Source organism: Austwickia sp. (assembly GCA_016699675.1).
Taxonomy (GTDB): domain Bacteria; phylum Actinomycetota; class Actinomycetes; order Actinomycetales; family Dermatophilaceae; genus Austwickia.
Genome location: CP064985.1, coordinates 3,442,106 through 3,454,868, shown reverse-complemented (window position 1 = coordinate 3,454,868; position 12,763 = coordinate 3,442,106). Strand labels below are relative to the sequence as shown.

The 12,763-nt window shown below is 73.8% G+C and carries 9 protein-coding genes; 5 read left to right on the top strand and 4 right to left on the bottom strand.

Features of this window, described 5'->3' with window-relative positions; translation table 11 throughout:
• Positions 1-31 precede the first annotated feature (31 nt).
• The gene (gene miaB / locus IPK37_15765; GenBank protein ID QQS00316.1) at positions 32-1,558 is read right to left on the bottom strand and encodes a tRNA (N6-isopentenyl adenosine(37)-C2)-methylthiotransferase MiaB; all 1,527 of its coding nucleotides are present in this window, start codon (positions 1,556-1,558) and stop codon (positions 32-34) included.
• A gap of 110 nt (positions 1,559-1,668) precedes the next feature.
• Between miaB and IPK37_15760 the strand changes: the two genes are divergently transcribed.
• Together IPK37_15760 and IPK37_15755 are read left to right on the top strand one after the other, a co-directional pair.
• Positions 1,669-1,917, top strand: coding sequence for a hypothetical protein (locus IPK37_15760; protein ID QQS00315.1), 249 nt, complete (start codon positions 1,669-1,671; stop codon positions 1,915-1,917).
• A gap of 103 nt (positions 1,918-2,020) precedes the next feature.
• The gene (locus tag IPK37_15755) at positions 2,021-2,380 is read left to right on the top strand and encodes an antibiotic biosynthesis monooxygenase (protein QQS00314.1); all 360 of its coding nucleotides are present in this window, start codon (positions 2,021-2,023) and stop codon (positions 2,378-2,380) included.
• 131 nt (positions 2,381-2,511) lie between these two features.
• On the opposite strand, the gene IPK37_15750 is transcribed toward IPK37_15755, so the two are convergent.
• The 3 genes from IPK37_15750 to IPK37_15740 all read right to left on the bottom strand — a co-directional run bounded on the left by IPK37_15750 (position 2,512) and on the right by IPK37_15740 (position 4,807).
• The gene (locus IPK37_15750; protein QQS02936.1) at positions 2,512-2,946 is read right to left on the bottom strand and encodes a regulatory protein RecX; all 435 of its coding nucleotides are present in this window, start codon (positions 2,944-2,946) and stop codon (positions 2,512-2,514) included.
• A 270-nt stretch (positions 2,947-3,216) separates the two neighbouring features.
• Positions 3,217-4,344, bottom strand: coding sequence for a recombinase RecA (recA, locus tag IPK37_15745; GenBank protein QQS00313.1), 1,128 nt, complete (start codon positions 4,342-4,344; stop codon positions 3,217-3,219).
• 238 nt (positions 4,345-4,582) lie between these two features.
• Positions 4,583-4,807, bottom strand: coding sequence for a DUF3046 domain-containing protein (locus tag IPK37_15740; GenBank protein ID QQS00312.1), 225 nt, complete (start codon positions 4,805-4,807; stop codon positions 4,583-4,585).
• 67 nt (positions 4,808-4,874) lie between these two features.
• Between IPK37_15740 and IPK37_15735 the strand changes: the two genes are divergently transcribed.
• The 3 genes from IPK37_15735 to IPK37_15725 all read left to right on the top strand — a co-directional run bounded on the left by IPK37_15735 (position 4,875) and on the right by IPK37_15725 (position 12,735).
• Entirely contained in the window at positions 4,875-9,833 is a 4,959-nt protein-coding gene (locus IPK37_15735) for an ATP-dependent helicase (protein ID QQS00311.1), read from the top strand.
• Between the two features lie 120 nt (positions 9,834-9,953).
• Positions 9,954-10,880 carry an Fpg/Nei family DNA glycosylase gene (locus tag IPK37_15730; GenBank protein QQS00310.1) on the top strand — a complete coding sequence of 309 codons (927 nt, stop codon included), beginning with the start codon at positions 9,954-9,956 and terminating at the stop codon, positions 10,878-10,880.
• Positions 10,881-11,001: 121 nt separating this feature from the next.
• Positions 11,002-12,735 carry a S8 family serine peptidase gene (locus IPK37_15725; GenBank protein QQS00309.1) on the top strand — a complete coding sequence of 578 codons (1,734 nt, stop codon included), beginning with the start codon at positions 11,002-11,004 and terminating at the stop codon, positions 12,733-12,735.
• The last annotated feature ends 28 nt before the right edge of the window (positions 12,736-12,763 follow it).

Genomic DNA, 12,763 nt, shown 5'->3' with positions numbered 1-12,763 from the left:
CGCGGGCAGGCGGCACCGGCCGACGCCCGCCTCACGGGCGCGGCGGCGGGGCGCCCACCCGGGGCAGGCCGAGGCTGACCGCGGGGCCGCCGGTCGGTGCGTCGGTGGGGTGGTCCTGGGTCGCCTCCCAGGCGTCGCCACCGCGCGTACGGCGTACGGCGTAGGGACCCCCCGCCAGGGCGCCGTCCGCGACGAGGTGATGCGGGGCGCCATACGTCACCTGCACCGTCGCCATGTCACCCGGCCGCGGGACCTCGCCCCGCTCGCGGGCCGCCGCCGGCACCGCGAAGTGCACCAGCCGGTTGTCCCGCGCCCGGCCGCTCATCCGGTCGGTGGCCGCGTCCTTGCGGCCCTCCCCCCGCGCGGCGAGGACCTCGACCGTGCGGCCCTCGAAGGCGCGGTTCTCGGCCCAGGCGATCTCGTCCTGCAGCGCCACGAGCCGGTCGAACCGCTCCTGGACCACGTGCTTGGGCACGTGGTCGGCCATGGTGGCGGCGGGGGTGCCGGGGCGGATGGAGTACTGGAACGTGAACGCCCCCGCGAACCGCGCCTGCTCCACCACGCGCAGCGTGTCCTCGAAGTCCGCGTCCGTCTCGCCGGGGAAGCCGACGATGATGTCAGTCGTGATCGCGGCATCGGGGATCTTGCCGCGGACCTCGTCGATGATCGCCAGGAAGCGCTCGCCGCGGTAGCTGCGCTTCATCTCGCGCAGCACCCGATCGGAACCGGACTGCAGGGGCATGTGCAGGCTGGGCATGACGTTCGGCGTTTCGGCCATCGCGTCGATGACGTCGCTGGTGAACGCCGCCGGATGCGGGCTGGTGAAGCGCACCCGCTCCAGGTGCTCGATGTCCCCGCAGGCGCGCAGGAGCTTGCCGAAGGCCGCGCGGTCGCCGAACTCGACGCCGTACGTGTTGACGTTCTGGCCCAGGAGCGTGATTTCCATGACGCCCTCGGCGACCAGGGCCCGCGCCTCGGCGAGGATGTCGCCCTGCCGGCGGTCCTGCTCCTTGCCGCGCAGGGCGGGCACGATGCAGTAGGTGCACGTGTTGTTGCAGCCGACGCTGATCGAGACCCACGCGGCGTACGCCGAGTCGCGCCGGGTCGGCAGCGTCGAGGGGAAGGTCTCCAGGGCCTCGAGGATCTCGACCTCGGCGCGCTGGTTGTGCCGGGCCCGGTCGAGGAGGGCGGGCAGGCTGCCGATGTTGTGGGTGCCGAAGACGACGTCGACCCAGGGCGCCCGCTGCACGATCGTGGCGCGATCCTTCTGCGCCATGCAGCCGCCGACGGCGATCTGCATCTGCGGGTTTTCGGTCTTGGCGGGCCGCAGCTGGCCGAGGTTGCCATAGAGCTTGTTGTCGGCGTTCTCGCGCACGGCGCAGGTGTTGAAGACGACGACGTCGGCGGTCTGGGGACGGTCCGTGGCCGGGACGCTCGCCACGTCGACATAGCCGGCCGCCTCCAGGAGCCCGGCCAGCCGCTCGGAGTCGTGGACGTTCATCTGGCACCCGTGGGTGCGGACCTCGTAGGTCCGGGGTGCGGTGGTTTCGCGGGTCATGACCCGTCAAGGGTACGGCGTGCGCGGCGGGCCACCGATGCCCGCCCCGACCGCCGGCTCGACCGCCGGCCGATGTGCCCACACCCCGCTCCCGGGGCGCGCTCGCCGTGGTGCCGCGCACCGCCCTCGTGACCGAACTTCGCGAGGGGGACGTGGTCGAGCCGTTGCCCTTCGGCACCCGCGTGCGGTTGTCCCTCGTTACCGGCCGCGGGGCCACGGCCGCCGCAGACCTCGTTCGGCGCCGCCGCGAGCTCGCCCGGCTGCTGAGCCTGACCACACGCGCCGGCGCCGCTGATCAGGGCTCAGCACACTGCGAGAGCGACGATGCGGCTTCCGTCGCGGGGCTGGGACCGGACTGACCCGTCCGGCCGCGGGTGGTGACCCCGAAGAGCCGTCCGGCTCGCGGGCATCCGGCGCAGGGCCCGGTCTCCGGCGGTGCATCCCACCGAGCATGATGTGGCCATGACGACGATCAAGATCAACGCGATCACCGTGCCCGAAGGCGGGGAGGAGATGGTCCGCCGGTTCGCCGCGCGGGCCGGCGCCGTGGACCACTTCGACGGGTTCGAGGGCTTCGAGCTGCTCGCACCCACCGACGGCCGACGGGTCTATCTCGTCGTGACGCGGTGGCGCGACGAGGACAGCTACGCCGCCTGGATCGGCTCGGAGGACTTCAAGGGGGCGCATCGGGAGTTCCGCCCGGGTGCCCATGGCACCGCCCCGGCGGGGCCGGGCGAGGACCCGGCGCCGAAGCCGCCCATGGGTCTGTCGGCCGAACTGTGGAGCTACGAGGTGGCCACCCGCAGTACCGGTGGCCACTGACCGCCTGGTCCGGCCCCGGCAATGACGCGCCAGGCCGGCGAGGAACGGCGGTCCCCCGCGCGGCCCAACTCATCGCACGCTCCTGCGGCGGGATACTTGGCCCTCTCGGGCGCTCACCAGCGCTCCCGGGGTCAGTCGCGCTGGTGTTCCGGCGCCTCGCGCAGGGCTTCCCGGACCATGGCGTACGACAGCTCGCTTCCGTAACCCTTACGCCCGAGCATCGCGGCGAGACGGCGGGCCTGGACCTGAGCCGGCAGCCCGTGCATGGTGCGGAGCTTCTTCTCGACCAGCCGGCGTGCCTCCGCCCGTTCCTCCTCGTCGGACACCTCGGCCACGGCGTCCTCGATGACCTCCGCCTCGACGCCCTTCTTGCGCAGCTCGACGCGCAGTGCCGTCCGCGCCAGGCCACGACCGGTGCGCTGGCTGCGGACGAGCATCCCGGCGTAGGCCTCGTCGTCGACCAGCCCCACCTCTTCCATCCGGTCGAGGACCACGCGGGCCACCTCCGGAGCACAGCCGCGCTGGGCCAGCTTCTTCTCCAGCTCCGCCCGGGACCGGGGGGCCATCGTCAGTAGGCGAAGCACGATCTGCCGGGCGACGTCGTGCGGATCCGGTTCGCTGTCGATCGCCTCCGGATCGTCCGGCGGCGACCAGCGCGGGGTCATCCCGCGGCGCGCACCCGGCGTACGGTCCCCGCTCGAGCCCGCATCCCCTCCCGTCGGCACGGCCCGGCCGGCCGCCGCCTGTTCGGCGGCGGCCAGCGCGGCACGCGCTAAGTCCGCCCGTTCTGGCACGGTCGACGACCCGTGGTGGGGCAAGGCGTGCCGGGGCAACGGTTAGAACGCGACCGGGACGTCGGCCAGCGGAACCTCATCCTTGCTGTTCCCCAGCCCCAACCCGCTCGTCGCACCCGGCGCGGCGTCCGGCGCCCCGTCCTGGGGAAGACCCGGTCCGACGCCGAGCTTGGCCTTGATCTTGCGCTCGAGCTCGTCAGCCAGCTCGGGGTTGTCGCGCAGGAAGTTGCGCGCGTTCTCCTTGCCCTGGCCGAGTTGGTCGCCCTCGTACGTGTACCAAGCCCCCGACTTGCGCACGAAGCCGTGCTCCACGCCCATGTCGATCAGGCCGCCCTCGCGGGAGATGCCCTGGCCGTAGATGATGTCGAACTCGGCCTGTTTGAACGGCGGGCTCACCTTGTTCTTGACCACCTTGCAGCGGGTCCGGTTGCCCACCGCGTCGGAACCGTCCTTGAGCGTCTCGATCCGCCGGACGTCGAGCCGCACCGACGCGTAGAACTTCAGCGCCTTGCCACCGGTCGTCGTCTCGGGCGAGCCGAACATCACGCCGATCTTCTCGCGCAGCTGGTTGATGAAGATGGCGGTCGTCCCGGTGCTGTTGAGCGCGCCCGTGATCTTGCGCAGCGCCTGGCTCATGAGGCGGGCCTGCAGACCCACGTGGGAGTCGCCCATCTCCCCCTCGATCTCCGCGCGCGGCACCAGCGCCGCCACCGAGTCGATGACGATGATGTCGAGCGCCCCGGAGCGGATCAGCATGTCCGCGATCTCCAGCGCTTGTTCGCCGGTGTCCGGCTGGCTGACCAGCAGCGCATCGGTGTCGACGCCGAGCTTCTTGGCGTATTCGGGGTCCAGGGCGTGCTCGGCGTCGATGAAGGCCGCGATCCCGCCGGCCTTCTGCGCGCTCGCCACGGCGTGCAGGGCGACGGTGGTCTTGCCGGAGGACTCCGGCCCGTAGATCTCGACGATCCGGCCACGCGGGAGTCCGCCGATGCCAAGAGCCACATCGAGCGCGATCGATCCGGTCGGAATCACCTCGATCGGAGGCCGTACGTCGTCGCCGAGCCGCATCACCGCGCCCTTGCCATGCGACTTCTCGATCTGCGCCATCACGGCGTCCAGCGACTTCTGCTTCTGATCTGCCGTTGCAGCAGCCATCTCGCACCTGCCCATCTGCTGATTCGTGGTCGGTCGTCTACCTTCGACCCGTCGAGGCCGCCACTGCGGCCCGTCCGGATCAGACGTTAGGGGGCGGCTCCGACAACGCTTCGACCTGGCGCGATGCCTGTGGATAACGGGGTGGGGCCGCGGTCCCTGTGGACAGCACAGTAGCCGAACAATTGTTCGACGGTGCACACGCGGTTCGGCGTGTCGGCCCACTCCACGGTCAGCGCCGCGGAGGGCGTGCGGATCAGCCGCGGCGGATCGGTCGGTCCTTGCCGAACCAACGCTCCTGCGGGACGTTCATCTCGGCGCACATGGCCCGCCAGACCTGCTTCAGCGATTCGCCCCTCGCGATGGCCACGCTCGCCGGCACGCTCCCCAGCGACGTCAGGGACTGATGATCGGCGAGCATCCGGGCTCGGGCAGGGCCGAACTCGTCCTCCATCAACCGCCAGAACTCCGTCAGCCGCACGCGCCCAGTCAAGCATGGGGCGGGTCCGCGAGCGTTGTCGGTGCCGAGTGGCAGGCTTCGCACTGTCATGATCACCAGTCCCGAGGGCGCCCCCGCCCCGATTCCCCGCGAGGACCCCGCCGCTCCGTCGGCAGGGACCGTGGTCGGGCACGCCGCCGACCCTGCCAACGGGGCCGACGGCGGCGACGGCGTACTCGCCCGGTTCTCTCCCGCGACCGCCGCCTGGTTCCGGGGGGCCTTCGCCGCGCCCACCCCGGCCCAGGTCGGCTCCTGGGAGGCCATCAGCTCTGGCGCCCACACGCTGGTCGTCGCGCCCACCGGCTCCGGCAAGACGCTGTCCGCCTTCCTGTGGGCCGTGGACCGGCTGGTGGCCACGCCTCCCCCGGACGAGGCGCAGCGCCGCTGCCGGGTGCTCTACGTGTCGCCGATGAAGGCCCTCGCGGTCGACGTGGAACGCAACCTGCGCGCGCCCCTGGTCGGGATCGGGCACCACACGGAGCTGCTGGGGTTGCCGCGCCCCGACGTACGGGTCGCCGTCCGCTCCGGCGACACCCCCGCCGAGGAGCGCCGCGCGTTCGCGAAGACCCCCGCGGACATCCTCATCACGACGCCGGAGTCCCTGTTTCTCCTGCTCACCTCCCGCGCGCGCGAGGCCCTGCGCGGCGTGGAGACCGTCATCCTCGACGAGGTGCACGCCGTCGCGGGCACGAAACGCGGGGCGCATCTCGCGCTGACCCTGGAGCGCCTCGACCATCTCTTGGACGCTCCGGCGCAGCGCATCGGCCTGTCGGCGACGGTGCGCCCCCTGGAGGAGGTGGCTCGTTACCTGGCCGGTGGCCGCCCGGTGACCACCGTGCAGCCGCCGTCGACGAAGTCCTGGGACCTCGACGTGGTCGTTCCCGTCCCGGACCTGGCCGAGCTGGGCCAGGTCACCGACGACCTGTCCGGCGCTGCCGCAGGCGACCCCCGGCGCACCTCGATCTGGCCGCACGTCGAGCAGCGCCTCGTCGACGAGATCGCGGCCCACCGCAGCACGCTGGTCTTCGCCAACAGCCGACGCCTCGCCGAGCGGCTGACCGCTCGCCTCAACGAGGTCTGGCAGGACCGTCTGGACGCGGCGGCTGAGGGTACGTCGGAGCCGCCGGACCGCCCCGCCGGCGTGTCGCGCTGGCAACTGGCGTCCCCGGAGAACGCCTCGGCGGGCGCGCCGGCGGTCCTGGCCCGGGCTCACCACGGATCGGTCAGCAAGGAGCAACGCGCCGTCATCGAGGACGACCTGAAGGCGGGCCGGCTGCCCGCGGTCGTCGCGACGAGCAGCCTCGAGCTGGGCATCGACATGGGGGCCGTCGACCTCGTCATCCAGGTCGAGGCGCCCCCCAGCGTGGCCAGCGGCCTGCAGCGGGTCGGGCGCGCCGGTCACCAGGTCGGCGCCGTCAGTCACGGCGTCCTCTTCCCGAAGCACCGCGGCGACCTGGTCCAGACCGCGGTGGTCGTGGAGCGCATGCTCGCCGGTCGCATCGAGGCCCTCCGCATCCCCAGCAACCCCCTCGACGTCCTCGCCCAGCAGGTGGTGGCGATGACGGCCCTAGACGACTGGGCGGTCGAGGAGTTGTTCGACGTGGTGCGCCGCAGCGCGTCGTACGGCACACTCACCCGTCCCGTCCTCGACGCGGTCCTGGACATGCTGTCGGGCCGGTACCCGAGCGATGAGTTCGCTGAGCTGCGGCCGCGCCTGGTCTGGGACCGGATCGCCGGCACCCTGTCCGCGCGACCGGGCGCGCAGCGCCTCGCCGTGACCAGCGGCGGCACCATTCCCGACCGCGGTCTCTACGGGGTGTTCCTCGCGGGGGACGGCGCCGGCCGCCGGGTCGGGGAGCTCGACGAGGAGATGGTGTACGAATCGCGGGTCGGGGACGTGTTCACCCTCGGCACCTCGTCCTGGCGCATCGAGCAGATCACCCACGACCAGGTGCTGGTCACGCCCGCCCCCGGCGTACCCGGGAAGCTCCCCTTCTGGAAGGGCGACTCCCTCGGGCGACCGGCGGAGCTCGGCGCCGCGGTCGGGGCGTACACGCGCGAGCTCGCGGGGCTGCCCAGGGAGGCGGCCCTGGAGCGGGCCAGGGCCGGCGGTCTGGACGACTGGGCCGCCGACAACCTGATCGACTATTTGACAGAGCAGCGGGAGGCGACCGGCCGCGTCCCGGACGACGTGTCCATCGTCGTGGAACGGTTCCGCGACGAGCTCGGGGACTGGCAGCTCGCGATCCACTCCCCCTTCGGCTCCCCCGTACACGCCCCGTGGGCTCTCGTCATCGGCGCGCGATTGCGGGAGCGGCTCGGCGTCGACGTCCAGGCCATGCACGGCGACGACGGCATCGTGCTCCGGCTGCCCGACGTCGAGTTCGATGACGACAGCGGCGACCCGCTTGATCTCGTCGCCACGCTGACCATGGACCCCGCCGAGGTGGCGGACCTCGTCACCGAACAGATCGGCGGCTCGGCGCTGTTCGCCGCCCGGTTCCGGGAGTGCGCGGCGCGTGCCCTGCTGCTGCCGCGGCGCCACCCCGGCAAGCGCCAGGCGTTGTGGCAACAGCGCCAGCGCTCCGCCCAGCTGCTCTCGGTGGCCAGCCAGTACCCCTCGTTCCCCATCGTGCTGGAGGCGGTGCGGGAGTGCGTGCAGGACGTCTTCGACGTGCCGGCCCTGGCCGACCTCATGGCGCGCATCGCCCGGCGCGAGATCGCCGTGCACACCGTGGACACGCCCGCGCCCTCGCCGTACGCCCGCTGCCTGCTCTTCGGCTACGTCGCGCAGTTCCTCTACGAGGGCGACTCGCCGCTGGCCGAGCGGCGCGCGGCGGCGCTCGCCCTCGATCCGGAGCTGTTGGCCGAGCTGCTCGGGCGCGGCGACGGGGCCAGCCTCGCCGACCTCCTCGACCCCGAGGTGGTCCAGCGGACCGAGGCGGAGTTGCAGCGCCTGGCCCCGGATCGGTGGGCCCGCGACGCCGAGGGGGTGGCCGACCTGGTGCGGCGCCTCGGCCCGATCAGCACGGCGCAGGTGCAGCGGCGGGTGAGCCCGGACCAGGCGGCGCAGGTCCCGACGTGGCTGGAGTCGCTCGGCGCGGCCCGCCGGCTGATGACCGTCCGGGTGGCCGGCGAAGACCGCTGGGCCGTGGTGGAGGACGCTGGCCGGCTGCGCGACGCGCTGGGGGTCGCCCTGCCGGTCGGCCTGCCCGAGGCCCTCCTCGCCCCCGTACCCGATCCCTTGGGTGACCTGGCGGCTCGCTACGCCCGCACCCATGGCCCGTTCGACGCCACCGAGCTCGCCGCGTGGCTCGGGGTGGGTCGGGCCGTGGCCGTCGGCGCCCTCGAACGCCATGTCAGCACGGGCCGCCTCACGTCCGGCCGACTGCGGCCGCTCGCCGGCCCCGCGCAGGCTGATGCCACGGCGGCGTCGGGAGCGGAGGCCGCCGCACTGGGGCCACCCCACGAAGCCGCTGCGCCCGGACATCTGCCCCTGGAGTACTGCGACGCCGAGGTCCTTCGTCTCCTGCGCCGCCGATCCCTCGCGGCCCTGCGGGCCGAGGTCGAACCGTCCCCCCAGGTGGACCTGGCCCGCCTCGTCCCGGCCTGGCAGGGCGTCGGCGGCCGCGCGCGCGGTCCGGAGGCCGTGGTCCGCGCCGTCGAACAGCTCGCCGGCGTCCCCCTGCCCGCCAGCGCCTGGGAGTCGCTGATCCTGCCCGCGCGGGTGCGCGACTATGCCCCGGCCGACCTCGACGAACTCCTGTCGGCCGGGGAGATCCTGTGGCAGGGCCGAGGCGCGCTCCCCGGCGGCGACGGGTGGATCTCGCTGCACCTCGCCGACTCGGCTCCCCTGACCTTGGCCCCGCCGACGCTCCCCGCGCCGCCGACCGGGCCAGCCGGGTCGGCCCTCCACCGGGCGCTGCTCGACGGCTTGGCCGGTGGCGGCGCGTTCCATTACCCCGCGCTCGCCGAGGCCCCGGGCATTCACGCCGAGCTGGGCCAATCCCCCGGGTCGGGCGAGACCGCGCTCCTGGCAGCCCTGTGGGACCTCGTCTGGGCCGGCCTCATCAGCAACGACACCTTCGCGCCGGTGCGGGCCCTCGCGGGCTCGGGCCGGGCGACGCACAAAGCGCGGCGGACGGCGCCCCGGTCGGGACGGTACGCCGGCCGAGGCCTCGGCGCCCTGGGGGGTCGGCGGGGCGCAGGCCTCGTCGTACCGCCTCGCGCGGTCCCGCCGACCGTCGTCGGTCGCTGGGCGGCCCTTCCGGCGCCCGATCCGGACCACACCGCCCGGGCGTACGCGACGGCGGAACTGCTCCTGGACCGGTACGGCGTGCTGACGCGCGGCAGCGTGCAGGCCGAGGACACCCCCGGTGGATTCGCCGCCGTCTACCGGGTCCTGGCCGCCGCCGAGGAGGCGGGGCGGGTGCGCCGCGGCTACTTCGTCGACGGGCTCGGGGCCGCCCAGTTCGCGACGACCGGGGCCATCGACCGCCTGCGGGCCCTGCGTCGGGCGCCCGACGAGGAGAGCGACGTCGGCGCGTCGACGCTGGTGCTGGCCGCGACCGACCCGGCGAACCCGTACGGCGCCGCGCTGCCCTGGCCCGATCGGGACGCGGTCGATCCGGCCCATGACCCCGCCGGGGACGACGCGGGCGCCACGGTCGCCCATGCGAACGCCGCCGAGAAAACCGCCGCGACGGAACGCGCCGGGGGTCATCGCGCCGCCCGCAAGGCCGGCGCCCTCGTCGTGCTGCGGGAGGGAGAGCTGGTGCTGTACGTCGAGCGGGGCGGCCGGACCATGCTCTGCTACACCGACGACCCGCACGCGCTGGGCGACGCGGCCGGGGCCCTGGCGGCGGCCATCCACTCCGGCGCGCTGGGCCGGCTCTCGGTGGAGCGGGCCGACGGCGCCGCGGTCCTGGGCTCCGGGCACCCATTGATCACCGCGCTGGCGGGAGCGGGTTTCCACACGACGCCACGAGGTCTGCGGCTGCGACGCTAGGCGCAACCGCGACGCGCGCACACCGGTCCGCAACCGCGCACGCACCCAAACCCTGCGGACAGCGAAGGAACAGGAAGCAGTCGACCCGGAACGGACGGGAAGAAACGGAGGTGGGGCCGCATGCCCGAGGGGGACACGGTGTTTCGCACGGCCCGACGGCTCCATCAGGCCCTCGCGGGTCGCGACCTGACGGTCTGCGACCTGCGGTGGGGGCAGGCCGCGACCCTCGACCTCGCCGGCCGCGAGACGGTGGAAGTGGTCGCCCGCGGCAAGCACATCCTGCACCGCATCGCCGGCGGTTGGACGATCCACAGTCACCTCCGGATGGAGGGCTCCTGGCGGGTCCTGGCCCCCCGCGAGGCCACGCCGCGCCGGCTCGCCGCCGGCAGCATCCGCGCCGTGGTCGCGGACGCCGACTGGGTCTGCCTGGGCATCCGCCTCGGGATGCTCGACGCGGTCCCGACCGAGCAGGAGGCCAGCCTCGTCGGCCATCTGGGCCCCGACGTCCTCGGGACGGACTGGGATGCGCCGGTTGCCCTGGCCAACCTCAGGGCTGAGCCGTCCCGCCCGATCGGCGAGGCCCTGCTGGACCAACGCAACCTGGCGGGCGTCGGCACGATGTACGCCGCCGAGTCCCTGTTTCTGCAACGCCTCAACCCCTGGGCGCCGGTGGGCACGCTGCCCCCCGAGACGGTGGCCGCGCTGGTCGACCGCGCCGCCCGGCTGTTGCGGGTCAACGTGGACCACGCCGTGCAGTCCACGACCGGATCGCGACGGCGCGGCAAGGAGAAATACGCGCACGGCCGCTCCGGACTGCCGTGTCGCCGCTGCGGCGACCCGGTCCGGGTCTTCGCTCTGGGCGCGCCGCCGCGGGACCGCACGATGTTCTACTGCCCCTGCTGTCAGGGCGGGCTCGCGCCGGGCGACGATGGCCGTCGGCAGGCCCCGCTCGGCACGACCCTCCGAGCGAAAGACGCTGCCACCAACTCCGATTCGGCACGCCGCCGCTCGCCGCACGCTGGCCGCTATCGGCCGCCGGGACGGTAACGTCAAGGCGAGCGTCCAGGGGCCGGCGGCCACCGTCTCATGAGCTCGGCCCCCTCGCCGATGGGGGCCGTGAGGCACGGATGCGACCGATCCCTGCAGTAGGGGCGCAGAAGGAGTGCAGATGTCGGTACGGCGCAGGGTCGCCTCGGTCGTCGCGGCCGCCGGACTTCTGGCGGCCAGCGCGGCGCCCGGAGTCGCCGCGTCCGCGGCGCCCCTCAAACCGGCCGGCACGCCTCAGGCGACGAACGCGACCCGTCCCGGCGGCGGCACCACCACCTCAGGGACCGGCAGCCGCCCCGGGGCCGCCCCTCGATACACCGGCAAGGTCGTCGTCAAGCTCACCGAGCCGGCCGCTGCCCCGGCCGAGTCACCCGCCCAGTCGGCCACCCGGGACGAGCGCGTCAGCCGGGCCGTCGCGGCCGTCGGTTCGACCGCCACCGAGCCGCGCAGCACGGCCACGGGCGGCAGCGTCGTCGAGGTCGCCGGAGACCCGGTCGCCGTCGCCCAGCGCATCGCGGCGCAACCGGGGGTGGAGTACGCCGTGCCGGAGCGCCGCCTGCAACCGACCGCCACCCCCAACGACCCGAGCTACCCGCAGCAGTGGGACCTGCCGGCCATCGGCGTTCCCCAGGCCTGGACCGCCAGCCGTGGCGCGGGCGTAACCGTCGCCGTGATCGACACGGGTTCGCTGCCCCACCCCGATCTCGCAGGCCAGTACCTGCCCGGGTACGACTTCATCAGCGACCCCGCCTACGCCCTCGACGGATCGGGCCGGGATGCCGACGCCACGGATGCCGGCGACTGGATGCCGTACGGCGTCTGCGACGACCCGGCCTCCCGGTCCTCGTCCTGGCACGGGCTGCATGTCGCCGGCACCATTGCAGCACTCGCCGGCAACGGCCTCGGCGTCGCGGGCATCGCCCCGGCGAGTCGCATCCTGCCCGTCCGTGCCCTGGGCCGGTGCGGCGGCACCGACACCGACATCACGGACGCGATGGTGTGGGCCGCGGGCGGCGCCGTGCCGGGCGTCCCCGCCAACCAGACCCCCGCGAAGATCATCAACCTGTCACTGAGCGGGCCCGGCTCCTGCGGGCCGATGGAGCAACACGCCATCGACCAGGCCACGGCCCTGGGCGCGTTAGTGGTGGTGGCCTCGGGGAACGACGGCGAGGACGTCGCCGGCTATACCCCGGCGAACTGCCGCAATGTGCTCGTCGTCGGCGCCTCGGGCAGTTCGGGCGCGGCCGCGACGTACGGCAACTGGGGCGCCGCGGTCGGCCTGTCGGCGCCCGGCTCCGGCATCACGTCGCTGGCCAACAGCGGCGCCCACGAAGCGGACCCCAACGGCTGGACGGTTCTGACCCGCAGCGGCACCTCGATGGCGACGCCGCACGTGTCGGCCGTCGCCGCGCTCGTGTGGTCCCTGGCGCCGAAGCTCACCGCCGCGCAGGTCCGAGACATCCTCGTGCGGACGGCGACCCCGTACGCCGAGAGCACCAGTGGATACGGCGTGGGGGTGCTGAATGCGGCGAAGGCGGTGGCGGCCGTCCGTCCCGCCAACGTCCCCGCTCCCCTGGTCGCCGCGGTCAGCCCCGCGGTGGCGCGCACCCGGGGCGGGGACTCGGTGACGATCAGCGGCACGAATCTCGCCGGTGCCAGCGTGGCGATCGGGGGTCGCCCGGCGGTGATCGTGGCCAACGACGCGACGCACGTCGTGATCACGGCCCCGGCCTCGGCCCCCGGCCCGACGGAACTGGTCGTCACGACGGCGGGCGGGACGGTCGCCAAGGGGTTCCGGTATGACGAGCGCTATGCGATCCAGCGATCGGGCGTGGGTCTGACCCCGAGGCGCTGAGCACCCGAGCGGGTGGTCCTCAGGCGGG

Bases quoted from the DNA above. Each gene is read 5' to 3' on its own strand.
- IPK37_15735 (QQS00311.1), top strand. From the start codon at position 4,875: ATGATCACCAGTCCCGAGGGCGCCCCCGCCCCGATTCCCCGCGAGGAC.
- miaB (QQS00316.1), bottom strand. From the start codon at position 1,558: ATGACCCGCGAAACCACCGCACCCCGGACCTACGAGGTCCGCACCCAC.
- IPK37_15750 (QQS02936.1), bottom strand. From the start codon at position 2,946: ATGGCCCCCCGGTCCCGGGCGGAGCTGGAGAAGAAGCTGGCCCAGCGC.
- recA (QQS00313.1), bottom strand. From the start codon at position 4,344: ATGGGCAGGTGCGAGATGGCTGCTGCAACGGCAGATCAGAAGCAGAAG.
- IPK37_15725 (QQS00309.1), top strand. From the start codon at position 11,002: ATGTCGGTACGGCGCAGGGTCGCCTCGGTCGTCGCGGCCGCCGGACTT.
- IPK37_15730 (QQS00310.1), top strand. From the start codon at position 9,954: ATGCCCGAGGGGGACACGGTGTTTCGCACGGCCCGACGGCTCCATCAG.
- IPK37_15755 (QQS00314.1), top strand. From the start codon at position 2,021: ATGACGACGATCAAGATCAACGCGATCACCGTGCCCGAAGGCGGGGAG.